At 66.1% G+C, this 24,905-nt stretch carries 21 protein-coding genes and 3 tRNA genes; 15 read left to right on the forward strand and 9 right to left on the reverse strand.

From position 1 onward, the window contains the following. Positions 1-117: 117 nt before the first annotated feature. From ACSFBC_RS09405 to ACSFBC_RS09445, 9 genes are all read left to right on the forward strand, one after another. Positions 118-1,416 (forward strand): amidase, encoded by a 1,299-nt coding sequence (locus ACSFBC_RS09405; RefSeq protein WP_435510069.1) that lies wholly within the window; start codon positions 118-120, stop codon positions 1,414-1,416. Positions 1,417-1,442: 26 nt separating this feature from the next. Next, positions 1,443-2,690 carry a RidA family protein gene (locus ACSFBC_RS09410; protein ID WP_435510070.1) on the forward strand — a complete coding sequence of 416 codons (1,248 nt, stop codon included), beginning with the start codon at positions 1,443-1,445 and terminating at the stop codon, positions 2,688-2,690. Between the two features lie 23 nt (positions 2,691-2,713). After that, complete coding sequence (locus ACSFBC_RS09415; RefSeq protein ID WP_435510071.1) at positions 2,714-3,523, forward strand: ABC transporter substrate-binding protein; 810 nt, start codon at positions 2,714-2,716, stop codon at positions 3,521-3,523. Between the two features lie 6 nt (positions 3,524-3,529). Beyond that, positions 3,530-4,264 carry an amino acid ABC transporter permease gene (locus tag ACSFBC_RS09420; protein ID WP_435510072.1) on the forward strand — a complete coding sequence of 245 codons (735 nt, stop codon included), beginning with the start codon at positions 3,530-3,532 and terminating at the stop codon, positions 4,262-4,264. After that, complete coding sequence (locus ACSFBC_RS09425) at positions 4,261-5,022, forward strand: amino acid ABC transporter ATP-binding protein (protein ID WP_435510073.1); 762 nt, start codon at positions 4,261-4,263, stop codon at positions 5,020-5,022. Before ACSFBC_RS09420 ends, ACSFBC_RS09425 begins: the two co-directional genes overlap by 4 nt. Positions 5,023-5,025: 3 nt before the next feature. Further along, positions 5,026-6,303, forward strand: a complete 1,278-nt coding sequence (locus ACSFBC_RS09430) for a hypothetical protein (RefSeq protein ID WP_435510074.1) — start codon at positions 5,026-5,028, stop codon at positions 6,301-6,303. Positions 6,304-6,574: 271 nt separating this feature from the next. Beyond that, entirely contained in the window at positions 6,575-8,524 is a 1,950-nt protein-coding gene (uvrC, locus tag ACSFBC_RS09435) for an excinuclease ABC subunit UvrC (protein ID WP_435510075.1), read from the forward strand. A 46-nt stretch (positions 8,525-8,570) separates the two neighbouring features. Further along, on the forward strand, positions 8,571-9,137 hold the full coding sequence (gene pgsA / locus ACSFBC_RS09440) for a CDP-diacylglycerol--glycerol-3-phosphate 3-phosphatidyltransferase (protein ID WP_435510629.1): 567 nt from the start codon (positions 8,571-8,573) through the stop codon (positions 9,135-9,137). Beyond that, on the forward strand, positions 9,134-10,021 hold the full coding sequence (locus ACSFBC_RS09445; protein WP_435510076.1) for a DMT family transporter: 888 nt from the start codon (positions 9,134-9,136) through the stop codon (positions 10,019-10,021). Before pgsA ends, ACSFBC_RS09445 begins: the two co-directional genes overlap by 4 nt. Here the strand turns inward: ACSFBC_RS09445 and ACSFBC_RS09450 are convergent, their stop codons facing one another. Beyond that, positions 10,022-10,948 carry a LysR family transcriptional regulator gene (locus ACSFBC_RS09450; protein WP_435510077.1) on the reverse strand — a complete coding sequence of 309 codons (927 nt, stop codon included), beginning with the start codon at positions 10,946-10,948 and terminating at the stop codon, positions 10,022-10,024. It lies immediately after the preceding gene. Between the two features lie 74 nt (positions 10,949-11,022). On the opposite strand from ACSFBC_RS09450, the gene ACSFBC_RS09455 reads away from it, so the two are divergent. The 6 genes from ACSFBC_RS09455 to ACSFBC_RS09480 all read left to right on the forward strand — a co-directional run bounded on the left by ACSFBC_RS09455 (position 11,023) and on the right by ACSFBC_RS09480 (position 16,040). Further along, the gene (locus ACSFBC_RS09455; protein ID WP_435510078.1) at positions 11,023-11,940 is read left to right on the forward strand and encodes an alpha/beta fold hydrolase; all 918 of its coding nucleotides are present in this window, start codon (positions 11,023-11,025) and stop codon (positions 11,938-11,940) included. Beyond that, positions 11,937-13,022, forward strand: coding sequence for a tartrate dehydrogenase (locus ACSFBC_RS09460; protein ID WP_435510079.1), 1,086 nt, complete (start codon positions 11,937-11,939; stop codon positions 13,020-13,022). The genes ACSFBC_RS09455 and ACSFBC_RS09460 overlap by 4 nt, the downstream gene beginning before the upstream one ends. Before the next feature lie 309 nt (positions 13,023-13,331). Beyond that, the gene (locus ACSFBC_RS09465; protein ID WP_183023946.1) at positions 13,332-13,604 is read left to right on the forward strand and encodes an HU family DNA-binding protein; all 273 of its coding nucleotides are present in this window, start codon (positions 13,332-13,334) and stop codon (positions 13,602-13,604) included. A gap of 22 nt (positions 13,605-13,626) precedes the next feature. Further along, positions 13,627-13,702: transfer RNA gene (locus ACSFBC_RS09470), tRNA-Val, on the forward strand. A 329-nt stretch (positions 13,703-14,031) separates the two neighbouring features. Then, complete coding sequence (locus ACSFBC_RS09475) at positions 14,032-15,936, forward strand: SurA N-terminal domain-containing protein (RefSeq protein WP_435510080.1); 1,905 nt, start codon at positions 14,032-14,034, stop codon at positions 15,934-15,936. A gap of 28 nt (positions 15,937-15,964) precedes the next feature. Further along, positions 15,965-16,040: transfer RNA gene (locus ACSFBC_RS09480), tRNA-His, on the forward strand. A gap of 391 nt (positions 16,041-16,431) precedes the next feature. On the opposite strand, the gene ACSFBC_RS09485 is transcribed toward ACSFBC_RS09480, so the two are convergent. The 8 genes from ACSFBC_RS09485 to ACSFBC_RS09520 form a co-directional block, all read right to left on the reverse strand. Further along, positions 16,432-16,507 (reverse strand) — tRNA-Thr (locus ACSFBC_RS09485). An 11-nt stretch (positions 16,508-16,518) separates the two neighbouring features. Further along, positions 16,519-17,529, reverse strand: a complete 1,011-nt coding sequence (locus ACSFBC_RS09490) for a class 1 fructose-bisphosphatase (protein WP_435510081.1) — start codon at positions 17,527-17,529, stop codon at positions 16,519-16,521. Positions 17,530-17,545: 16 nt separating this feature from the next. Beyond that, on the reverse strand, positions 17,546-20,269 hold the full coding sequence (pepN, locus tag ACSFBC_RS09495; RefSeq protein WP_435510082.1) for an aminopeptidase N: 2,724 nt from the start codon (positions 20,267-20,269) through the stop codon (positions 17,546-17,548). Beyond that, positions 20,253-20,930, reverse strand: a complete 678-nt coding sequence (locus tag ACSFBC_RS09500; protein ID WP_435510083.1) for an HAD family hydrolase — start codon at positions 20,928-20,930, stop codon at positions 20,253-20,255. The genes pepN and ACSFBC_RS09500 overlap by 17 nt, the downstream gene beginning before the upstream one ends. Then, positions 20,930-22,034, reverse strand: a protein-coding gene (prfB, locus tag ACSFBC_RS09505; RefSeq protein WP_435510084.1) for a peptide chain release factor 2 whose coding sequence is annotated in 2 segments (ribosomal slippage) — positions 20,930-21,952 and positions 21,954-22,034 — 1,104 coding nt in all. Because the reading frame shifts where the segments join, the coding sequence is not laid out codon by codon here. The genes ACSFBC_RS09500 and prfB overlap by 1 nt, the downstream gene beginning before the upstream one ends. Positions 22,035-22,273: 239 nt before the next feature. After that, positions 22,274-23,473 (reverse strand): hybrid sensor histidine kinase/response regulator, encoded by a 1,200-nt coding sequence (locus ACSFBC_RS09510; protein WP_435510085.1) that lies wholly within the window; start codon positions 23,471-23,473, stop codon positions 22,274-22,276. After that, positions 23,463-24,062: a chemotaxis protein CheB gene (locus ACSFBC_RS09515; protein WP_435510086.1), complete on the reverse strand. Its 600-nt coding sequence runs from the start codon at positions 24,060-24,062 to the stop codon at positions 23,463-23,465. The genes ACSFBC_RS09510 and ACSFBC_RS09515 overlap by 11 nt, the downstream gene beginning before the upstream one ends. Further along, positions 24,059-24,901, reverse strand: a complete 843-nt coding sequence (locus ACSFBC_RS09520; protein ID WP_435510087.1) for a CheR family methyltransferase — start codon at positions 24,899-24,901, stop codon at positions 24,059-24,061. Before ACSFBC_RS09520 ends, ACSFBC_RS09515 begins: the two co-directional genes overlap by 4 nt. Positions 24,902-24,905: the final 4 nt, after the last annotated feature.

Below are 24,905 nucleotides of genomic sequence, written 5' to 3' on the forward strand. Positions count from 1 at the left end.
GCAAGTTGGACAGACAAAGGGCTGCTGTAGCGGGTGCGCGCAATGTATACCAACGATGAATAGTCATGTGTCAAAATTACATTTGCGGGTATGGGTTCGCAAACCTAGACTTTGCGCATGCTCAAGCCCAAAACCCTCGGCGCTCGCGAATGTGCCCACCAAATCGAAAGTGGAAAGCTGAGTTCCGAGCGACTGGTGAGCAGTCGCCTCGACCATGCCCAGGCCCGCGAAGACGAACTCCATGCCTGGGCGTGGTTGGGGGCTGAAGAAGCATTGAGGGAAGCGCGCGAGTGCGATCGGGGGCCGCGCCGAGGCATCCTGCACGGCGTGCCCATCGGCATCAAGGATTTGTCCGATACGGCCACCTTGCCGACGGGCTACGGCTCGCCTGCGTACGCCGGCCATCGGCCGGTCATGGACTCGGCGTGCGTCGCGCTGGCCCGCTCGGCCGGGGCCGTCATCCTGGGCAAGACCGCGACGGTGGAGTTCGGAGCGACACGCCCTTGCGCAACCACCAATCCGAACAACAAGCTGCACACGCCCGGAGGCTCGTCGGCCGGGTCTGCGGCCGTGGTGGCCGACGGCCAAGTGCCTCTCGCCACCGGCACCCAGACCGGTGGCTCCATCATTCGTCCCGCGGCATTCTGCGGCGCTGTCGGCTTCAAGCCGAGTTTCGCGTCGATCTCGACGGCAGGCACCAAAGGCTATGCCTGGTCATTGGATACGGTGGGCATCTTCGCGCAGACCGCCTGCGACGCTGCGCTGTTCTTCGACGCGCTGCGCGGTGCCACGATGTCCACGCCGCTGCCCGACGCGATCGCGAAGCCGCGTATCGGCGTCTTTCCCGGTCCGTTTGCCGATCGCGCGCAGCCCGTGGCGCTGGACATGCTGGAACGCGTGGCCGCGCGTTGCAGCCACGCGGGCGCGCGGGCCGAGTTCGCGGCGCCACCTGCAGGTTTCGAGCACTCGCTGGCTTGGCACCGGACTCTTTCAGGCTACGAGATGGGGCGTTCCCTCATGCCGGAGTGGCGAGCATTCCATGAGCGGTTGGGCCAACCGCTGCTGGAGGAAATCGAAAAGGGACGAAACGTCGACGAAGACAGCTACCTGCGCGCCAAGCAATGCGCCGCACAACTCGGCCGACGGGTGGACGCGCTGCTCGCCGAACAGGATGTGCTGCTGACCCTGGCGACTGCGGGCGAGGCGCCGAAGGGGTTGCACTCCACCGGCGACGCGAGCTTCAACTTGAGTTGGTCGCTGCTTGGCCTGCCTTGCCTCTCCCTGCCTTTGGGGTCTGGCCCCGGCGGCATGCCGCTGTCCGTGCAGTTGGTCGGCGCCCGCCATACCGACCGCCAGCTCCTGTCCATCGGCCATTGGATCCAACGGCTCTTTCCCGACGTCATGCAGTTGCGCTGACGCCTTTTTCAACTTCAAGGACTCTCATGAGCTTTCCGCAGAATCGCCAATTCGCACCCATTCGAAGCCACGAACCTGCCGCTCCCATCTGGCAGGCCGAGGCTGTGCGCGCCGGCCCCTATATCTTCACATCTGCCAGGATGGCTACGGACTGGAAGACCGGCATCCCCGCGGAAGCCAGCACCAACGAGCATTTTCCCTACTTCGAGTCCGCCGCCGAGTTGCAGACGGATTACATCCTGCGCTCCCTCTCTCGCACGCTCGAGAGCGCCGGCAGCGGGCTCGAGTTGGTCTTCAAGGCCCACGTCTTCCTGTTGGACGGGGCGGACTTTCTGGGCTTCGATCGGGTGTGGAATCGCTATTTCACGAGTCCGCCCACGCGCACCACGGTCGGCGCGGCCGGTCTGCTGGTGCCAGGCGCGCGGTTGGAAATCGCCTTCATCGCGTTGGCCGCCGACAGCGGCCTTCGCATTGAGCCGGCGGTATCCGACGCCCCGCGCCCGTTGACAAAGAAGATCGAGGCGGTCCGCGCAGGCGACTTCGTCTTCACGTCAGGCCAGCTCGCGCACAACGCGGTTGCCGGCGTACCGCCCCAGGCCCAGGGACCGCAGGGCCAGTCCGACATGGGCCGGCAGACCGCCTACACCATCGGCAACATGACGCGCTCGCTGGCCGCAGCTGGTGCCACGCGCGCCGACGTGGTCAAGGGGCAGGCGCTGCTTCTCGACACCCGGCAGGAAGCGGAGTTCCTGCCGGCCTGGCACGAGGCGTTCGAGTCTTCGACCCACTTGCCGGCGCTTGGCGTTCCGGGGATCAGCTCGCTGCTGGTGACCGGCACATTGATCGAGATCGATCTGACCGCCTACACCGGCGGCCAAGTGCGACTTCCGCCGCAAAGCGGCCCGCGCGGCCCCGAGGCGATCGGCTGCGGCGATCTGGTTTTCTCCGCTGGCATCTGCGCCGGCTTCGACACTGGCGCGCTGCCTCTCGAATGCGAGGTCCACACGGCATATCCGCACTACTCCTCCGCCATCAAGCTCCAGACGGAATGGGTCCTGGCGCGGCTCGACGCCGCACTGCGCGAGGTCGGCAGCGACCTGAGGCACGTCGCCAAGGCACAGGTCTTCCTGACAGACCTGAGCGATTTCGCGATGTTCGACGAGGTCTGGCGCGTCCACTTCCCGACGCCGCCCGCACGTTCGGTCGTCCTGGCCTCGGGTTTTTCCGTCTCTGGCGCAAGGGTCGCGATCGAAGTGATCGCGCTGTCCGCATGATTTCCACTTCAAGGAGCACTCGCATGTTCAGAATCCTCGCGCTTCTCATTCTGTGGCTCACTTGTTCGAACGGCGTGCTGGCACAGGAAGTCCGGAAACCCTCGCACCTCGTCGCGCACGGCAAGCTGACCTATGCCGTGGCGGGAACTTTCGCGCCCTTTGCATTCATGCGCGACGGCGCGCTCGTCGGTTTCGATATCGACATGGGCAACGAACTTGCCAGGCGCATGGGCGCTGCGGCGCAACCCCTGAGCATCGAGTTCAAGGGCGTCATTCCCGCGCTCCAGGGAGGGCGCGTGGACTTCATCAATGCCGCGATGTACATGAACGAAGCGCGCGCGAAGGAGGTCGACTTCATCCCCTACTTGCGCATAGGCACCGAGGTCGTGGTCGCAAAGGAGAACCCCAGGAGGATCACTGGGCGCGACGATTCGTTGTGCGGCAGGAAGGTCGCCGTCACGCTCGGTGGAATCCAGGAATCCTATGCCCGGGCCGACGACGCACGCTGCAAGGCCGCGGGCAAGGAAGGTGTCACGGTCATGACGTTTCCAACAGCCCAGGACTCGCTGCTGACCGTTCGCCAAGGCCGCGCGGATGCCCTCTTCGACTCCACTCCTGGCGCGGTCAAGGCGCTGAGCGAACTGCCCGATGTCTACGCGGTCGTCGGCAGGACATTCGAGGCCAGTACGCAGATGGGCTACGCCGTGCGCAAGGGCGACGCCGACATGCATCGCGCGGTCGAAGATGCACTCAAGGCGACAGTGAGAGACGGAACTTACAAACGCCTGATGCAGAAGTGGGGATTTCCCACGACGATGGCCATCTTCGAGTAGGACGATATGACGCTCTCGCTCGAACTGGTCTTCCAGTACGTCTTCTCGGCGCCCTTCGCCAAAGGCGCTGGTGTGACCCTGCTGCTGACGGTGACCTCGCTGTTCTGCGGCCTGGCCATCGGCCTCCTGCTGGCGCTGTTGCAAGACTCGCGCTCTCGCCTGCTGCGGGGAAGCACCATCGCCTATCTCTGGTTGTTCCGGGGAACGCCGGTACTCTTTCAGATCATCTTCATCTTCAATGTGCTGCCGACCTTCGGCATCACGCTGACAGGCTTCGCAAGCGCGGTGCTTGCGCTTTCTCTCAATGAAGGGGCCTACATGGCCGAAGTCGTGCGCTCGGGGTTGCTCGCCGTGAAGAAGGGCCAGCGCACGGCCGGCCTTTCGCTCGGCATGCGCGACTGGGAGGTGATGCGCTATGTGGTGATCCCGCAAGCCCTCAAGGTGATCCTGCCGCCGCTGGGCAACCAGATGATCGGCATGCTCAAGCTCAGCGCCCTGGTCTCGGTGATCGCCGTGGAAGAACTGTTGCTGGTCGCCAACCAGACTGCGAGCGCCAATTTCAAGTATTTCGAAGCACTCGCCGCAGCGGGCCTCTACTACCTTGCCATGACCACCGTCTTCATGGGTGTCCAGGCCGTCGTCGAGCGCGCGATGAATCCGCGCACGCGCCGCGCGGCAGGCCATCCGACGCTGACCCAGCGCCTTCTCGGCGCCACGACGATTCGAACCTCCACAAGATGAAAACCACATCTCCATCCCTCAGCGCCGGCGAGTTGCTCCGCATGTCAGGCATCGACAAGTTCTACGGCGAGCACCACGCGGTCAGAAAATGCTCGCTTACCGTTCCCGCGGGAAAAACCGTGGTCATCGTCGGGCCCTCGGGCTCGGGAAAGTCCACGCTGCTACGCTGCATCAACCTGCTCGAAACGGTCGATGGCGGCTCGATCGTCTTCAACGGCCAGGAGGTCGGGCGTGATCGATCCAAGGCCTACCTGACCCGCAGACAGATGGGCATGGTGTTCCAGAACTTCGAGCTGTTCCCGCACCTGAACGTGTTGGAGAACATCATGCTGGCGCCCGTTCGAATACTGCGCATGGATCCGATGGAGGCGCGGCACGAAGCTCTGGCACTGCTGGAGAAGGTTCGCATCCCCGACAAGGCGCAGGCATATCCGGACGATCTCTCCGGTGGCCAGCAACAGCGCGTCGCCATTGCCCGTGCGCTGGCGATGAAACCCCGGCTGATGCTCTACGACGAGCCGACATCGGCGCTGGACCCCGAAATGATCAAGGAAGTGCTCGACGTGATGACGGACCTCAGCGAAGGCGGTATGACGAGCGTCGTCGTCACCCACGAGATGGGATTCGCCAGGCGCGCCGCAGACCAGATCGTCTTCATGGAATCGGGCGAGATCGTCGAGAACACCTCGGTCGAAAACTTCTTCTCGGGATCGATCACACCTCGCGCGCAGCGCTTCCTGCAGCAGATCATCCATTGAGCCATGAGCATTGACACACCCTGCCCCTTGCGCCGCGTCGGTGCGGGACCTCATCATCATTTCTTCGGCTACTACAACAAGACTCCCTGGGACCGTACCGGCCGGCATCTTCTGGCCCAGCGGGTGCCGGTGATGACTGCGCCCCTGGACGCCAAAGCCATTGCCGAAATCGGATGGTTCGATCTGGCCGATGGGGATCACTTTCACGCGGTCGCCAAGACCCAGGCCTGGAACTGGCAGATGGGGAGTCAGCTTCAATGGCTGGACGGCTTGCCGCAGCGCGCGCTCATCTACAACTCCCGCACCGACGACCTTGCTTCGTTCTACCCAGGCCTCGGCGCGACCATCCATGACCTGGACACTCGCCAGCAACGGCAACTTCCGCTGCCGATCTACGTCGTGTCTCCGGACAGTCGCTATGCCCTGTGCGTGGACTACGGCCGCCTTCAAATTACGCATCCCACCATCGGCTACCCGGATTCGTCGACGGCGCGCAGCTTCGCGCCCGCCCCCTCAGACGATGGCATTCACTGGATGGACATCGCCTCGGGCCGCCACCGGTTGATCCTGAGTTACCGCGACCTGCGCGAGTTCAATCCTTGCCGGTCGATGGACAAGGCGATCCATTGGGTCAGCCACATCGAGATCAACCCGAGTTCGTCGCGCGTGCTCCTGCTGCATCGCTGGACCGAACGCGTGGAAGACGAGACCTGTTTTCTGCATCGGCTCATCACGATGAATCCCGATGGCACGGGACTGCGTCTTCTCGAGTGCTCGGACCATCCGCTGCCGCAGCTCGCAGAGGCCTTCGATCCCGCCGCAGCGGGCACTTTCGACTACGAAAAGTCAGAGTGGCAGATATCCCATCCGCTGTGGAGGGATGAGACGCACATCATCGCGTGGAGCCCGCATGCAGGCCGCATCCACTATCACTTGTACAGCGACGCTGATGGAGGAAAGGTCGAGGTGATCGGCGATCGGACGCTGTCCGAGAACGGGCACATGACATTTGCGCCCGTCGACAAGCGGTGGCTGCTGAGCGACACCTACCCGGATCCGGTGACGCATGAACGGACTCTGATCATGTTCGACACCGTGCGACAGGTGCGGCACGACTTGGGTCGCTTCTACGCGACGCCGGATCTTGGCAAGGAAAATCGTTGCGATCTGCACCCGCGCTGGAGCCGCGAAGGCACGCGGGCATGCATCGACTCCGTGCACGAATCTCAGCGCCAAATGTACATTGTGGACCTGCAGGATTTGGTCTGCGGTCCGAACTGATCACCCCCGACTTCCTGGGTCGCTGAACCGGTTCTAGAGACTCGCCCAGGGTTTCGGCCGGTGTCTTCCAGCTCAGCGTTTTCTGGGGCGCGGAAGGCGCAGATCGTGCCGCGGGCGGGTAAGTTGGGTACCCAGCCCCCGCATCGTCGTGCAGCTCGCGAGCGATGTTGCGCGACCTGAACGCGCCTGTGGCGTAGCCATAGACCCGCACCTCGACCCTCATGGCCGGGTGGATCGATGCGGGTTCTTCCTGCAAGCCACAATAGCCGCCATGTCCGACGTGCACTCCGATCAACTCCTCAGCGAAGTCGCGGCCCTGCCGCAGTTGCCCGGTGTCTACCGCTATTTCGACGCGGCCGGCGCCGTGCTCTATGTGGGCAAGGCCCGCAACCTGAAGAAGCGGGTCGCCAACTATTTTCAGAAGAGCCACGGCGGTACCCGCATCGGCCACATGATCTCCAAGATCGTGCGCATGGAGACCACCGTGGTGCGCTCCGAGGCCGAGGCGCTGCTGCTCGAGAACAACCTGATCAAGACGCTCAAGCCGCGCTACAACATCCTGTTCCGCGACGACAAGAGCTACCCCTACCTGAAGATCGCGGCGCATGCCTTTCCGCGCCTGGCCTATTACCGCGGCGCGACCGATCGCAAGCACCGCTTCTTCGGCCCGTACCCCAGCGCCTGGGCGGTCAAGGAGTCGATCCAGCTGCTTCAGAAAGTCTTCAAGCTGCGGACCTGCGAGGACACGGTCTATGCCAACCGCACCCGGCCCTGCCTGCTCTATCAGATCAAGCGCTGCAGCGGACCCTGCGTGGGCTACATCGGGCCCGAGGCCTATGCGCAGGACGTGGTCAGCGCCGAGGCCTTCCTGATGGGCGACACCCAGGGCGTGCTCTCGAAGCTCGAGCAGCGCATGACCACGCATGCCGAGAAGCTCGAATTCGAGCAGGCGGCCGAGTTGCGCAACCAGATGTCGGCGATCTCGCGCGTGCTCCATCAGCAGTCGATCGAGATCGCTTCCGACAAGGACGTCGATATCCTCGCGGTCAAGGTGCAGGGCGGCAAGGCCTGCGTGAACCTCGCGATGGTGCGCGGCGGCCGGCACCTGGGCGATCGCGCCTATTTCCCGGTGCACGTGGAGGACGCGGCCCAGATCCATGAGGGCGAGCTGGACGACGAATCCTCGGTCGGCGATCCGATCGAGGTGCAGGTGCTCGAGGCCTTCATCGCGCAGCACTACATCGACGTGCCGGTGCCGGCCACGCTGGTGCTGGGCCAGCCCGTGAGCCGCGAACTGATCGAGGCGATCTCGCAGCAGGCCGGCGTGCGCATCACGGCCGTCTTCCAGCCGCGCGAGCAGCGCCGTCACTGGCTCGAGATGGCTCAGACGAATGCGGACCTGCAACTCGCGCGGCTGTTGGCCGAAGAAGGTTCGCAGCAGGCCCGCACCCGCGCGATGGCCGATGCGCTGGAGCTGGCGCCCGACGACCTCGACAACTTCCGCGTCGAGTGCTTCGACATCTCGCACACCGCCGGCGAAGCGACGCAGGCCTCGTGCGTGGTGTTCGAACGCCACGCGATGCAGAACCGCGAATACCGCCGCTACAACATCGAGGGCATCACGCCGGGCGACGACTATGCGGCCATGCGCCAGGTGCTGCACCGCCGCTATGCCAAGCTGGCCGAGGCGATGGCCGCCGAGACCGACGCACCCACGCCCGGCGACGCCGACGGCGCGGGCAGCGATGCAGCGCCGGCCACGCGCGCGGCGCGCATGCCCGACCTGGTGCTGGTGGACGGCGGCAAGGGCCAGGTCTCGATGGCGCGCGAGGTGTTCACCGAGCTCGGCCTGCCGCTGTCGCTGATCGTCGGCGTCGAGAAGGGCGAGGGCCGCAAGGTCGGGCTGGAGGAACTGGTGTTCGCCGACGGCCGCGAGAAGGTCTACCTGGGCAAGGACTCGGCCGCGCTGATGCTGGTGGCGCAGATCCGCGACGAGGCACACCGCTTCGCGATCACCGGCATGCGCGCCAAGCGCGCCAAGGTGCGCGTGGGCGGCAGCCAGCTCGAGGACATTCCGGGCATCGGCCCCAAGCGCCGGGCCCGGCTGCTGCAACGCTTCGGCGGCATCCGCGGTGTCGCGGCCGCGAGCGTGGAGGACATCGCGTCGGTCGAGGGCATCGCCTCCGATCTGGCCGAGGAAATCTACCGGGCGCTGCACTGAAGCGTCGCCCTCGATGACACCCGTTGGCATCATGCACAATCGCGGCATGTTCTGGACCTTGCCAACGATCATGACCTGGACGCGGATCATCGCGATCCCGCTGATCGTGGGCGTGTTTTATCTGCCCATCGCCGAGCCGATGCGCAACTGGATCGCCACGGTGATGTTCATCGTGTTCGCCGCCACCGACTGGCTCGACGGCTTCCTGGCGCGCAAGCTCAACCAGACCTCGGCCTTCGGTGCCTTCCTCGACCCGGTGGCCGACAAGTTCCTGGTCTGTGCCTCCTTGCTGGTGCTGGTGCATCTGCAACGCGCCGATGTGTTCGTGGCGCTGATCATCATCGGCCGCGAGATCGCCATCTCGGCGTTGCGCGAATGGATGGCGCAGATCGGCGCCGCCAAGAGCGTCGCGGTGCACATGCTCGGCAAGGTCAAGACCGTGGTCCAGATGGTGGCCATTCCCTTTCTGTTGTTCGACGGCCATCTGTTCGGCTTCATCGACACCGGTCTGTGGGGCCAGTGGTTGATCTGGGTGTCGGCCGTGCTCACCGTCTGGTCGATGGTGTATTACCTGCAAAAGGCCATCCCCGAGATCCGGGCTCGCACCAAATGACGGCGGTGGCCGCCCGCACGGCGGGCTGGCTGCGTTTCCTGCCGGGTGTGTTCGTGCTGATCTGGAGCACCGGCTTCATCGTCGCGCGCTACGGCATGCCCTATGCGCCACCGCTCAAATTTCTCGCCTTGCGCTATGCGCTGTCGATGCTGTGCTTCGCCGTGTGGGTGGGCCTGGCGCGCGTCGCACTGCCGTCCACGCGCCAGCAGGTGGGGCACCTGGCGGTCACCGGCGTGTTCATGAACGCGGGCTATCTGGCCGGCGTGTGGGCCGCGGTCCATGCGGGCATGGGTGCGGGGCTGGTGGCGCTGATGGTCGGCCTGCAGCCGGTGCTGACCGGCCTCTGGCTGTCGATGCGTGGTGGCGCCATCACGCGGCGGCAGTGGGCCGGCCTGCTGCTGGGTTTTACGGGTCTGGTGATGGTGGTGTCGCGCAAATTCGGCGACAGCGGCGAGGTCAGCCTGCTGACCATGGGCCTGGCCCTGGGGGCGCTCGTGTCGATCACCGTCGGTACGCTGTACCAGAAGCATTTCGTCGCGCCCTGCGACGTGCGCAGCGCGAGCCTGGTGCAATTCGGCGCGGCCTTGCTGGTCACGGCGCCGCTGGCGTTGCTGGAGACGGCGCCCATCCACTGGAACCTGTACTCGGGTGGCGCCATGGCCTGGTCGGTGCTGGTGCTGTCGCTGGGCGGCAGTTCGCTGTTCTACATCCTGATCCAGCGCGGCACGGCCACGGCCGTCACGAGCCTGCTCTACCTGGTGCCGCCGACCACCGCCCTCATGGCCTGGCTGCTGTTCTCCGAGCAGATCACGGCGCTGACGCTGATCGGCACCGCGGTCACCGCGCTGGGCGTCGGCCTGGTGGTGCGCGAGAGCCGGGCCTAGCTAAGGCTTCCAGGGCTCGCTGCGAAACTGCTCGGCCAGGAAGTCGATCAGCAGCCGCACGCGCCGCGGCGTCTTGGGACGCCAGGGCGCGATCCAGTGGATGTCGGCGTCGGGCATCGCGTGGTGCGGCAGCACGCGCACCAGTTCACCCGAGGCCAGCTGCGGTGCGATGTCCCACAGGCTGCGCAGCATGATGCCGCGGCCCGCGAGGCACCAATCACGCACCATCTCGCCCGAATTGCTCGACAGCGGCCCCTGCACCCGCACGCGCGACAGGGCGCTCTCCTTGTCGTGCTTGAGCGCCCAGTGCTCCCGGCCCGCGCCCTGGGCCTCCGCGTTTTCGCGCACGATCAGGCAGGCGTGCGCCGCCAGTTCCTCCAGCGCGCGCGGTGCGCCATGCGCCGACAGGTAGGCCGGCGATGCGACCAGGATGCGCTGGTTGCGCGCGAGCCGGCGCGAGATCCAGTGCGCGCTGTGCGCGCCTTGCACCGACCACAGCCACAACGCGCCGTCGTAGCCGTCGGCCCCCAGGTCGGGCAACTGTTCGCTGAGCTGCAGGTCGATCTGCAGTCCCGGATGGCGCTGCTGGAATTCGGCCAGCGCCGGCCCGACCCAGCGCCGGCCGAAACCGAGCGTGGCGGCGATGCGCAGCCGGCCGCGCAGCGCGCTCTGACGCTCGCTCAACTCGGCCTCGAGCACGGCAAAACCTTCGAGCAGCTTGTCGGCATGCAGGCACACGGCCTCGCCCTCGGCCGTGAGGTTGAGCCGGCGCGTGGTGCGCTCGAACAGCCGCTGGCCCAGCCGCCCTTCGAGCGCGGCCAGCCGCTTGGTGACGACCGAGGGCGCGACGCCCAGTGCCGCCGCGGCCGCGGCCAGGCTGCCGCGGTGCCGCACGGTGGTCACGAGTTCGAGGTCGGCGCGTTCCATTCAGGCCCTGAGGGAAATAATCAATTCGATGATTGTTGCTTGAAGCCGAGAGGAGGGCAACGCACAATCGATGCGTGCTCAACGACTTCACCTCCTTCGATCTGCAACGCGACGGCGTCGCGCTGCATGGCCGCATCGGCGGCAGCGGCCCGGCGTTGCTGCTCCTGCACGGCCATCCGCAAACGCACGTGATCTGGCACCGCGTGGCGCCTGCGCTGGCGGCGCATTTCACGGTGGTGATGATGGACCTGCGCGGCTACGGCGATTCGGGCCGGCCCGCGGCCGACGCCGAGCACGTGACGTACAGCAAGCGCGAGATGGCGCACGATGCGATGGCCGTGATGCGGCACCACGGCTTCGATCGCTTCCAGGTGCTGGCCCACGACCGCGGTGCGCGCGTGGCCCATCGGCTGGCGGCCGACCATCCGGCCGCGGTCGAGCGGCTGCTGCTGCTGGACATCGCGCCCACGCTGGCCATGTATGCGAACACCTCCGAGGCTTTTGCGCGCGCCTACTGGCACTGGTTCTTCCTGATCCAGCCACCGCCGCTGCCCGAAGCCCTGCTGTCCTCCGATCCGGCGCGCTACGTGCGCAGCGTGATGGGCGGTCGGCATGCGGGCCTCGCGCCCTTCGCGCCCGAAGCGCTGGCCGAGTACGAGCGCTGTGCGGCGCTGCCCGGCACGGCCGAGGCGGTGTGCGAGGACTACCGCGCCTCGGCCTCGATCGACCTGGTGCACGACCGCGAAGACATCGCTGCCGGCCGTCGCCTGGCCCAGCCGCTGCGCGTGCTGTGGGGTGCGCACGGCGTGGTCGGCAAATGCTTCGACGTGCTGGCGCTGTGGCGCGAAGTCGCCGCCGACGTGTCGGGCGGCACGCTGCCCTGCGGCCACTACATCCCTGAGGAAGCCCCCGACGCGCTGGTGCGCGAGGCGCTGACCTTCTTTCAAAAATCCAGAGACAACTCTTCTTCATCCAAGGACATCCGACCATGAGCACCCATCGCATCGCAGTCATCGCCGGCGACGGCATCGGCAAGGAAACCATGCCCGAGGGCGTGCGCGTGCTCGACGCGGCCGCGCGCAAGTTCGGCATCGACCTGAAGTTCGACCACTTCGATTTCTCGAGCTGGGACTACTGCGAGAAGCACGGCAAGATGCTGCCCGACAACTGGAAGGACCAGATCGGCGGCCATGACGCCATCTACTTCGGCGCGGTCGGCTGGCCCGAGAAGATCGCCGACCACATCTCGCTGTGGGGCTCGCTGCTGTTGTTCCGCCGCGAGTTCGACCAGTACATCAACCTGCGCCCCGCACGCCTGATGCCCGGCATCGTCGCACCCGTGGTGCGCCGCGACGGCACGCCGCGCCAGCCCGGCGAGATCGACATGTACATCGTGCGCGAGAACACCGAAGGCGAGTACTCGAGCATCGGCGGGCGCATGTACGAAGGCACGCCGCGCGAGATCGTGGTGCAGGAGACCGTGATGTCGCGCATCGGCGTCGACCGCGTGCTCAAGTTCGCCTTCGAGCTCGCGCAGTCGCGGCCCAAGAAGCACCTGACCAGCGCCACCAAGTCCAACGGCATCTCGATCACCATGCCCTACTGGGACGAGCGCGTGGCCGCGATGGCCAAGAACTACCCGGGCATCACGCTCGACAAGTTCCACATCGACATCCTGACCGCGCATTTCGTGCAGCGCCCGGACTTCTTCGACGTGGTGGTGGCGAGCAACCTGTTCGGCGACATCCTGTCCGACCTGGGCCCGGCCTGCACCGGCACCATCGGCATCGCGCCCAGCGCCAACCTCAACCCCGAGCGCACCACGCCCTCGCTGTTCGAGCCGGTGCACGGCTCGGCGCCCGACATCGCGGGCAAGGGCATCGCCAACCCGATCGGCCAGATCTGGTGCGGCGCGATGATGCTCGAATTCCTCGGCCACAAGGACGCGCACGACGCGATCCTGGCAGCGATCGAGAAGGTGCTCGCGCCCGACAGCGGCGCGCCGCGCACGGCCGACATCGGCGGCACGGCCGGCACCGCGGACCTGGGTCGCGCGATCGCCGAAGCGCTCTGATTCGAAGGCCGTCTGCGGCGTTGCCCGCGCCGCAAGGCTTCGGTCTTGCTGCGCGCGTGCGCCTTGCATTCAGCCCCGATGGATCCGGCGCGTCCCGGAAACGGAGTGAACAGGCCCTAGAATCGCCGTCCCCGCAGGGCGGCACGGGCGCGCGACTTATTGACACCCCGTAGCCCTGTGGTTGTAATCATCGTCGGCGGTCCGCTGCCGACACGTCAGATTCGCCTGCGTATCCGTCGCCGAGTGTTCCGCCGCGAGCCCGTCGTGCATCTGATGAAAACCGATCCACTTTTCCTTTGAGGGGCCCTTGTGAACAAGACCGAACTGATTGAGCACATCGCAAAAAACGCCGACATCTCCAAAGCCGCCGCCACGCGCGCACTCGAGTCCACCATCGGCGCCATTCGTACAACGCTCAAGAAGGGCAACTCCGTGTCGCTCGTCGGTTTCGGTACTTTCGCAGTGGGCAAACGTGCGGCACGCACGGGTCGCAACCCGCGCACCGGCGAGGCCATCAAGATCAAGGCTGCAAAAATTCCGAAGTTTCGTCCTGGCAAGGCGCTGAAAGACGCGCTGAACTGAGACAATCCCTCGCTGCACAACGGGGTGCTTAGCTCAGTTGGTAGAGCGTCGCCTTTACACGGCGCAGGTCGGCGGTTCGAGCCCGTCAGCACCCACCACCCGTTTCGTGCATGAATCCATGTGAAAGGGCCCGGAGCGATCCGGGCCTTTTTCGTTGGGTGCGCCATGCAGCGCTTAAACCGGCCTGCGCCCGAGGCTGATCGGGGGGGTGACCGACCATGCTGATAAAATGGGCAGGCCCCGTCAGGCCCTTCGCAACGCTGGTCGGCCGCCCTGGATGAATCGTCGGTTCGTCGGGCTTGCCAACTCCCTCACCGGGAGCCATCCGCGGCGCGGAGCCTTCGGCGTTCACCACCCGGCAACCAGGCGAACAGAAGTTCGCCTTTTTGTTTTGCCTTCCGGCATTCGTCACAGAGAGTCTTCAAGCATGTTTGAGTTCTTCCGCAGGTACAACAAGATCGTCATGGGCTTCTTGTTCTTGCTGATCATTCCGTCCTTCGTGCTGTTCGGCGTCGACCGGTACCAGGGCGACCAAAAGGGCGAGAAGGTGGCGAGCGTCGACGGTCATGACATCACCCGTCCCGAGTGGGACCAGCAGCATCGCAACGAGGTCGATCGCATTCGCCGCCAGATGCCCAACGTCGAGGCAGCCATGCTCGATTCGGATGCCGCGCGCTATGCCACGCTGGAGCGCATGGTGCGTGACCGCGTGCTGGCCGCCGCAGCCGCCAAGTCGAACATGACCGTTTCGGAAGACCGGCTCGCCCGCCTGTTCGCCGAAGACACCAGCCTGGCATCGTTCCGCACCGCCGACGGCAAGTTCGACCGCGAGCGCTTCATGATGGCCACCGGCCGCACGCCGGAGCAGTACGAAGCCGCGGTGCGCTCCGACCTGGCCACGCAGCAGGTCCTGCTCGGCGTGTCGGGCACGGCCTTCGCGACGCCCGCGCAGGCGCAGGCCACGCTCGGCGCGTTCTACGATCGCCGCGAGGTGCAGCTGGCACGTTTCAACCCGGCCGATTTCAAGGCCAAGGTCGTGGTCAGCGATGCCGACATCGAGACCTACTACAAGGACCACGCGGCGCAGTTCCAGGCGCCCGAGCAGGCCAGCGTCGAGTACCTGGTGCTCGACCTGGACGCGGCGAAGAAGAACATCTCGGTGACCGATGCCGACCTCAAGAGCTACTACGAGCAGAACGGCGCCCGCTTCGGCACGCCCGAGGAACGCCGCGCGAGCCACATCCTGATCACCGCACCGGCCAGCGCCTCGAAGTCCGAGCGCGAAGCCGCACGCGCCAAGGCCGAGCAACTGCTGGCCCAGGTCAAGAAGGCGCCGGAAACCTTCGCCGACGTGGCACGCAAGAATTCGCAGGACCCGGGTTCGGCGGAGAAGGGCGGCGACCTCGACTTCGTCGCGCGCGGCGCGATGGTCAAGCCTTTCGAGGACGCGATGTTCGCGCTCAAGAAGGGCGAGATCAGCAACGTCGTCGAAAGCGAATTCGGCTACCACATCATCCAGCTCAAGGACATCAAGCCGGGCGTGCTGCAACCTTTCGAGCAGGCGCGCGCGACGATCGAGAACGAAGTGCGCGGCCAGCAGGCCACGCAGGAGTTCGCCAAGGCCGCCGAGACCTTCACCGACACGGTCTACCAGCAGCCCGACAGCCTGCAGCCCGCAGCCGACAAGCTCAAGCTGACGATCCGCACGGCCGCCAACGTGGCCCGCACGCCGCAGCCGGGGGCCACCGGCCCGCTGGCCAGCACCAACTTCCTGGCCGCGCTGTTCGCTGCCGATTCGCTGTCCCGCAAGCACAACACCGAAGCCATCGAGATCGGCCCCAACCAGCTGGCGTCGGGCCGGGTCGTCAAGTACGAAGCCGCCCACGCGCTGCCGCTGGCCGAGGTCAAGGAATCGGTGCGCACCTTGCTGGTCGCGCAGCGCGCTGCAGCGCTGGCCAAGGCCGAGGGCGAGGCCAAGCTCGCCGCCTGGCAGGCCAACCCGAGCGCCGCCACGCTGGGCGCCGCGATGACCGTGTCGCGCATCGATGCGCAATCCCAGCCGCAGGCGGTGGTCGAGGCCGCATTGCGCGCCGATGCGACCCGCCTGCCCGCGCTGGTGGGCGTCGATCTGGGCGCCCAGGGCTATGCGGTGCTGCGCGTCGTCAAGAACGTGGCGCGCACGGCACCCACGCCGGAGGCGGCCAAGCAGGAGAGCGAGCAGTTCGTGCAGGTCGTGACGGCTGCCGAGAACCTGGCTTACTACGATTTGCTCAAGGAACGCTTCAAGGCACAAATCCTCGTGCCGCAGCCCGCCGAGGCTTCGGCACGTTGATTTTGTTGCTACAATAGAAGGCTCTGCGGTGGCTGTAGCTCAGCTGGTAGAGTCCCAGATTGTGATTCTGGTCGTCGTGGGTTCGAGTCCCATCAGCCACCCCAAAAAATCTCGAATTGAAAAAGGCACCTCGGTGCCTTTTTCTGTTTCTGGGCTACCTTGCCTTCATCAAGGTGATTCTGCACAGCGTGGCCTCTCAAGGCATTTGCAGTCTGCGCCTGCCTTTTGCGGTGAATTGCGGTCCTCAGACGTCCACGGGCGTCTTGCTCCCACTCATTCGCATCACTCACCGGCGTGACGACGCGCCGCTGCCATGGCGGCGTGCCTTCATCCCGTTGGTTGCTGCGTGTCGGTTTGTGAGGGGAGGACGAATGCACGTCGGATGCGCCCCGCAGCGATGCTCAAATGCTTGCACTGACTCTGGGCGTTTCGCCGTACGGCACCCGCCCCAACGAAAAAAGCCCGTTGTCCTGGAGACAACGGGCTTTCTGCGATTGGTGCCGGAGAGATGAATCGAACACCCGACCTTCTCATTACGAATGAGCTGCTCTACCGACTGAGCTACACCGGCTAAGCCTTCGATTATAGCGGGTCGTGATACCGCGTGACGCGCTCGACCTCATTTTTTGAGCCGAGCATCACGCTGACGCGTTCATGCAGCTTGGCCGGCTGCAGGTCGAGGATGCGCTCGCGGCCGTTGGTGGCCATGCCGCCGGCCTGTTCGACCAGCCAGCTCATGGGGTTGGCCTCGTACATCAGGCGCAGCTTGCCGGGCTTGCCCGGTTCGCGCTTGTCCCAGGGGTACAGGAAGACGCCGCCGCGCATCAGGATGCGGTGCACGTCGGTGACCATGCTCGCGATCCAGCGCATGTTGAAGTCCTTGCCGCGCGGGCCTTCGGTGCCGGCCAGGCATTCGTCTATGTAGCGCTTCACTGGTTCGTCCCAGTGGCGCTGGTTGCTCATGTTGATCGCGAATTCCTTGGTGTCGGCCGGGATCTGGATGTTCTCCTTGGTCAGCACGAAGGAACCCTGTTCGCGGTCGAGCGTGAACATCGCCACGCCGTCGCCGACGGTCAGCACCAGCGTGGTCTGCGGGCCGTAGATGCAGTAGCCGGCCGCGACCTGCTTGGCGCCGGCCTGCAGGAAGTCGGCTTCCTGCACGCCCGGGTGGTCGTCGGGCTTCTTCAGCACGCTGAAGATGGTGCCGATGCTCACGTTGACGTCGATGTTGCTCGAGCCGTCGAGGGGATCGAACAGCAGCAGGTATTCGCCCTGCGGGTAGCGGTTGGGCACCACGTAGATGCTGTCCATCTCTTCGCTGGCCATGGCAGCCAGGTGGCCGCCCCATTCGTTGGCTTCGATCAGCACCTCGTTGGCGATGATGTCCAGCTTCTTCTGGACTTCGCCCTGCACGTTCTCGCTGTCGGCGGTGCCGAGCACGCCGCCCAGGTCGCCCTTGTTGACGGCCATGCTGATGCTCTTGCAGGCGCGGGCCACGACTTCGAGCAGCAGCCGCAATTGGCCGGGGATGAGGCCGTCGGCGCGTTGCTGCTCGACGAGGTAGCGGGTGAGTGAAATTTTCTGTTGTGCCATGGAGTTTCCTTGGGGTTCAGTCCGCGAGGGCGCGGTGGACGACTTCCTGTGTGTCCTTGCTCAGGTCGGGTCGCGCGGCCACGCGGGCGAGGGCTTCGCGGGCCGCGCTGCGGTAGGGTTCGGCCAGCTTGTTCCAGCGGTCGAGGCCGCGCGCGAGGCGGGCCGCGACCTGCGGATTGAGCGCGTCGAGCTCGATCACGCGGTCCGACCAGAACACGTAGCCCGCAGCGTCGGTGCGGTGGAAGGCGCCGGGGTTGGCGCTGCAGTAGCTGAAGATCACGCTGCGAGCGCGGTTGGGGTTCTTGAGCGAGAAGTCCGGGTGCTTCATCAACTGCTTGACCAGTGGCAATACGTGGCCGCCACGGTCGGGCGCGCCGGCCTGCAGCGAGAACCACTTGTCGATGACCAGCGCCTCGTCCTTGAACAGCGCATGGAAACGCGCGAGCGCCGGGGCGGCCAGCGCATGGCCCGAGGACACCAGGGCCGACAGCGCATTGAAGCGGTCGGTCATGTTGCCTGCGTCCTTGAAGCGCTGCAGCGTCTTGCCGGGCCAGACATCCGATTGTCCTGAGCCTGTCGAAGTGGCCGATTCGCGTGCCGCCAGGCACAGGAAGGAGAGGGCCATGCCGGCCAGCGCACGGCGGCCGGCCGAGAGCGGGTCGGGCGTGTAGGCGCCGGTGTCGTGGTTCTGTTCGTAGGCCTGCTCCCATTCGGCGAACAGGGCCGTGGCCAGCTGCGCGCGCATGGCTTCGCGCACCGTGTGGATGCGCTGTGGATCGACCACCTCGAGCTGTTCGGCGATGTAGGTCTCCGAGGGCAGCGTGAGCACCAGTTCCTTGAAGGCGGCATCGAGCTTGGCATCGCGCAGCACCGCGCGCATGGCGTCGATGTAGGCGGCGTCGAGCACCGGTGCGCCGGCCTCGGCGGCGCCGATCGCGCGGATCGCGCTGCGCAGCGCCAGCCGCTGGCCCGCTTCCCAGCGGTTGAAGGGATCGAGGTCGTTGGCCAGCAGCGTGAGCAGCTGGGTGTCGGTGTAGCCGAAGTCGAGGATCACCGGCGCGCTGAAGCCGCGCAGGATCGAGGGCACGGGCTCGGCGTCGAGGCCGTGGAAGGTGAACTGCTGTTCGGCTTCGGTCAGCACCAGCGTGCGGGTGCCGTGCGCGGCCTGCGCTTCTCCGTCGCGCTGCAGCGGCAGCTCGCGGCCGTCGGCAGCCAGCAGGCCCAGGTTCACCGGGATCACGAAGGGCAGCTTGAGCGCCTGGCCCGGCGTGGGCGGACAGCTCTGCGTGAAGCGCAGCGTGTAGCTGCGCGCCTCGGCGTCGTAGTGGCCGCTGGCCGCGAGGCGCGGCGTGCCGGCCTGTCCGTACCAGCGCTTGAACTGGGGCAGCAGCCGGGCCAGTTCGGAATCCGGATTGGCATCGGCGATGGCCTGCGCGAAATCGTCGCAGGTCACGGCCTGGCCGTCGTGGCGCTCGAAGTACAGCGTGATGCCAGCCTCGAAGCCCTTGCGGCCGACCAGCGTCTGCATCATGCGCACCACCTCCGCACCCTTCTCGTAGATGGTGACGGTGTAGAAGTTGCTGATCTCGATGTAGCTGTCGGGGCGCACCGGGTGCGCCATGGGGCCGGCATCTTCGGGGAACTGCGCGGTGCGCAGCACCCGCACGTCCTCGATGCGCTTGACTGCGCGCGCCGACGCATCGGCGCACAGGTCCATGCTGAACTCCTGGTCGCGGAAGACCGTGAGGCCTTCCTTGAGCGAGAGCTGGAACCAGTCGCGGCAGGTCACGCGGTCGCCCGACCAGTTGTGGAAGTACTCATGGCCGACCACGCTTTCGATATTGCCGTAGTCGGCATCGGTGGCAGTCGCCTGGCTGGCCAGCACGTACTTCGTGTTGAAGATGTTCAGGCCCTTGTTCTCCATCGCGCCCATGTTGAAGTCGCTGGTGGCGACGATCATGAAGCGGTCCAGGTCCAGCGGCAGGCCGAAGCGGGTCTCGTCCCAGAGGATCGAGTGCACCAGCGAGTTCATCGCGTGCTCGGTCTTGTCGAGGTCGCCCGCGCGCACGTAGACCTGCAGCAGGTGCTCCTTGCCGGCGCGGGTGGTGATGCGCTGCTCGCGCGCCACCAGCTTGCCCGCGACCAGCGCGAACAGGTAGCTGGGCTTGCGGAAGGGGTCGACCCATTTCGCGAAGTGACGGCCCTCGTTGCCGGGTCCTTGCAGGTCGCCGCTCTCGGTCAGGTTGCCGTTCGACAGCAGCACCGGGTAGGCGGCCTTGTCGGCGCGCAGCGTCACGGTGTAGCTGGCCATCACATCGGGACGGTCGAGGAAGTAGGTGATGCGGCGAAAGCCCTCGGCCTCGCACTGCGTGAAGAAGGTGTTCTCGCTCACGAACAGGCCCATGAGCTTGGTGTTCTTCGCCGGGCAGCAGGTGGTGAAGATCTCCAGCTCGAAGCTGTCGGGCAGGTTGTCGATCACCAGTTGGTCGTTGTCCATGCGGAAGGACGCGCCCTGGCCGTCGACCAGCACGCGTGCCAGGTTCAGCTCGTCGCCGTCCAGGCGCAGCGGGCCGGCCGGCAGGTCGGGGTTGCGGCGCAGGCGCATGCGATTGAGCACGCGCGTCTTGGCCGGGTCCAGGTCGAAGGTCAGGTCGACGGTGTCGATCCACCAGGCGGGGGCGACATAGTCCTCGCGACGGATCGCCAGCGACTGTTCTTGTCCATCACGCAGTTGCAGCATCGAGTGTCTCCAGGAAATTCGAAAGGGCAAGTTCTTCGTAGTCGCGCACGGCGGCGATCACGTGCGGGCCGGCCAGTTCGGCCGCGCTGTGGGTGGTGCAGACCGCCACGGCGCGCATGCCGGCGCGGCGCGCGGCCTCGATGCCGAAGGGGGCGTCCTCGAACACGATGCAGTGTGCGGGTTCGACGCCGATGCGGCGGGCCGCCTCGAGGAAGATGGCCGGCGTGGGCTTGCCGGTGAAGCCCTCGTCGCCGCCCACGATGGTCAGCGGCAGCGGGTCCATCCGCAGGCGCTCCATCACGAAGGCGACGTTGTGGCGGTCGCCCGCCGTGCCGACCGCGACCTTCAGACCGCGCGCCGCCGCCGCTTTGGCGAAGGCGCCGAAGCCCGCGACTTCGGCGAACACGGCGCCGAACAGCTCACGGTAGATCGTTTCCTTCTCGTGCGTGATCTCGTCGCTCTCGGCCGCGCTCACCTCGCGTTCCATCAGCTCGCAGGCGCATTCGAAGGCATTGCGGCCGGTGGTGCGGCGCATGAGATCGGGCACGTCGAGCGCGAGCCCGCGCCGGCGTGCGAACTCGATCCATGCCTTGGCGTGCCAGGGCATGGAGTCGACCATGGTGCCGTCCATGTCGAAGATGAGCGCGTCCGTGCGAGGCATCAGACGCCTTGCTTCAGCGAGGCTTCGATGAACACGTCGAGCTCGCCGTCGAGCACCTTCTGCGTGGCCGAAACCTCGACGTTGGTGCGCAGGTCCTTGATGCGGCTGTTGTCCAGCACGTAGCTGCGGATCTGGTGGCCCCAGCCCACGTCGGTCTTGGTGTCCTCCAGCTTCTGCTGCGCTTCCTGCTGCTTGCGCAGTTCGAAGTCGTACAGCCGCGAACGCAGGCGCTTCCAGGCCACGTCGCGGTTGCTGTGCTGGCTGCGGCCGTCCTGGCACTGCACCACGATACCGGTCGGGATGTGCGTGAGCCGCACGGCCGAGTCGGTCTTGTTGATGTGCTGGCCGCCCGCGCCGCTGGCACGGAAGGTGTCGGTGCGCACGTCCGACGGGTTGATCTCGATCTCGATCGAGTCGTCCACTTCGGGGTACACGAAGATCGACGCGAAGCTGGTGTGACGGCCGCCCGACGAGTCGAAGGGCGACTTGCGCACCAGGCGGTGCACGCCGGTCTCGGTGCGCAGCAGGCCGAAGGCGTAGTCGCCCTCGACCTTGATGGTCGCGCCCTTGATGCCCGCGGTGTCGCCCGGGGTCTCGTCCTCGATCTGCGTCTTGAAGCCCTTGCGCTCGGCGTACTTCAGGTACTGGCGCAGCAGCATGCTGGCCCAGTCGCAGGCCTCGGTGCCGCCCGCGCCGGCCTGGATGTCGACGAAGCAGTTCAGCGGATCGGCCGGGTTGTTGAACATCCGGCGGAACTCGAGTTGCTTGATGTCGGCTTCGAGCACGGCGGCGTCATCGGCGATGGCCTGCAGGCCGTCCAGGTCGCCATCGGCCTTCGACATCTCGAACAGCTCGGTGTTGTCGGCCAGGCCGCCGGTGAGGCGGTCGAGCGTGACGACCACGCCGTCGAGCGACTTCTTCTCGCGGCCCAGTTCCTGGGCCTTCTTCGGGTCGTTCCAGACCGTCGGATCTTCGAGCGATGCGTTGACCGTCCTCAGACGTTCGGCTTTGGCATCGTAGTCAAAGATACCTCCGTAAATCGACCGTGCGCACGCTCAGGTCGGCAAGGTTGGCTTCGATCTGGTTGATTTGTTCTGCGTCCATGGGGTGTCCTGAAAAAATGAGGTGGCCCGGCGGGCGCCGGGCGCAACCCGACATTTTCTCATGCCCCCGGCCCCGCCGCAGAATGGCCCCGTTCAGAAGCGTCGGCCGTAGGAGAACATCAGGCCGGACGTGCCCAGAATCGCCACCTGCACCGCGTCGACCGGGGTGAGGTGGTCGCCGACGGCCGGGATGATGCTGCGGAGCGGCGGCTCGGGCGGCTGTTCAGTTTTCCCTCGGTTTCAGGGGGTGGGCGCTTGCAACGGCAGGGTCACGCGGAACAGCGCGCCTTCGCCGGGCGTGCTCTCCACGCCGATGTCGCCGCCGTGCGCGATCACGATCTCGCGCGTGATGTACAGGCCCAGCCCCAGGCCGGCGGCGTGCTTGCGGCTGTCGTCGGTGCGCTCGAACTGTTCGAAGATCCGCCCGTGGTCCGCGGTCGCGATGCCGATGCCCTGGTCGCGCACCGTCATCTGTGCCTGCTCGCCGAGCCGACGCACCGTGACCGCCACCGGGCTGCCCCGGCCGTAGCGCAAGGCGTTGGTCAGCAGGTTGGTCAGCACCTGTTCGATCCGGAACTCGTCCCATAGGCCTTCGATGGGGCCTTGCGCGTCCAGGTGGATGGTCGATCCCACGGCCTCGGCCTGGTTCATCAGGCTTTCCACCACGCGCTGTGCGAGCTGCGCCAGGTCGAAGGGCTTGGGCCGGATCGACAACGAGCCGCTGCGCAGGCGCGACACGTCGAGCATGTCGTCGATCAGCCGCACCATGTTCTGGATCTGCCGCTGGTCGCGCTCGATCATGGCCGGCAGCTTGTCGGGCGCGAAGGGCGCCATGTTGCCCTTGCCCAGATGCAGCTTGCGCACCTGCGTCTCGAGGTAGAGCGTGTTGAGCGGCGTGCGCAACTCGTGCGAGACCATCGACATGAAGTCGTCGCGCATGCGCACCGCGCGCTCCAGGTCGCCCTGGGCGATCTGCAGCTTGTCGACCAGCGCCGCCTGCTCGCGATGGGCCGCGGCCAGTGCCTCCATCTCGTGCTTGAGCGCCTTGCGGTGGTGGTGCAGGTCCACGAAGACGTTGACCTTGCTGGCCACCACGTAGGCGTCCAGCGGCTTCTGCAGGAAATCGACCGCGCCGCTCTCGTAGCCCTTGAAGGCGTAGTTCATCTCGCGGCCCGCGGCGCTCACGAAGATGATCGGAATGTGGCGCGTGCGCTCGGTGCCGCGCATCAGTTCGGCCAGTTCGAAGCCGTTCATGCCCGGCATCTGCACGTCGAGGATGGCCAGCGCGAACTCGTGTTCGAGCATCAGTGCCAGCGCCGCCTCGGCCGAGGTGGCCTGGAACACCGTTCGGCCCCGGCCGCGGATCAGCGCGTCCAGCGCGAGCAGGTTCTCGGGCAGGTCGTCGACGATCAGCAACTTGCTTTCGACATCAATCGGCATGAAGAGCATTCAATTCCACCAGCAAGGTATGCAGACCGCGCAGCGGCAGTGTGCGGTCGGGAGTGAGCAGCGCCAGCGCGGCCCGGGGCATGGTGTCGACTTCGGCCTCGGCCGGGTCCTGCACCGCAGTCAGGCCGCCGGCCTGCTGGATCTTTCGCATGCCTTCGGCGCCGTCGGCGTTGGCGCCCGTCAACAGAAAGCCGGCGAGCGTGGGGCCGTAGGCATCGGCCGCGGATTGCATCAACAGGTCGATCGAAGGACGCGACCATAGCACCGGGGGTTCGCAGCTCAGCGAGAACACCCGATCGCGCTCGATCGACAGGTGGTAGCTGGGCGGCGCGAAATAGAGCGTGCCCCGGGCCACCGGCGCCTTGTCCTCGGCCTCCTGCACCGGAATCGACAGGCGCTGGCGGAACACGTCGGCCAGCCGGCTGTCACGCCGCTGCGGCAAGTGGATCACGACCACCAGCGGCAGCAGCCAGGGCTGGGGCAGATCGCGCAGCAGCGTGGCGAGTGCATCCACGCCGCCGGCCGAGGTGCCGATCACCACCGCGTCGACGCGGCGCAAGGGCGCAAGCGGCATCGTCATGTCGCCTTGCGGTAGATGCGCTCGGGCCGCACCAGGTCGTCGAAGCGGTTCGCGTAGGCCGAGAAGTCGATGCTCTCCTTGGCGCCCAGGCCGAGGAAGCCACGGTGGCACAGCGACTCGTGGAACAGGCCGAAGGCCCGGTCCTGCAGCGCGCGGTTGAAGTAGATCAGCACGTTGCGGCACGACACCAGGTGCGTCTCGGCGAACACGCTGTCGGTCGCCAGGCTGTGGTCGGCGAAGATCGTGTTGGTGCACAGCGAGGGATCGAAGCGCGCGGCGTCGTAGGCCGCCGTGTAGTAGTCGGAAAAAGACTGGCGGCCGCCCGCGCGCTGGTAATTGGCGGTGTAGTTGCGCACCGCTTCCATCGGAAAGATGCCCAGGCGCGCCTTGTCGAGCGACAGCGGGTTGATGTCGGTGGCATAGATCTGCGTGCGCTCCAGCAGCCCTTCCTCGCGCAGCAGGATGGCCAGCGACCAGGCTTCCTCGCCGGTGCTGCAGCCCGCCACCCAGACCTTGACCGAAGGGTAGGTCTGGAGCACCGGGATCACCTGCTGGCGCAGCGCCAGGAAATAGCTCGGGTCGCGGAACATCTCGCTGACCGGGATGGTGAGGAACTGCAGCAGTCGCGCGAAGGCCGAGGCATCGTGCAGCACCAGGTCCTGCAGGGCCGAGACGCTGGCCAGATTGAACTGATCGAGTGCATACAGCACGCGGCGCTTCTGCGAGGCGCCGGTGTAGTCGCGGAAATCGTAGCTGTACTTGAGGTAGATCGCCTCCATCAGCAGCCGCAGCTCGATCTCGATGTCGCTGGGCGGCGTCAGCGGCTTCGGCTGCCTCATTCCG

It is taken from the genome of Variovorax frigidus, assembly GCF_051216515.1.
Lineage (GTDB): Bacteria > Pseudomonadota > Gammaproteobacteria > Burkholderiales > Burkholderiaceae_C > Variovorax.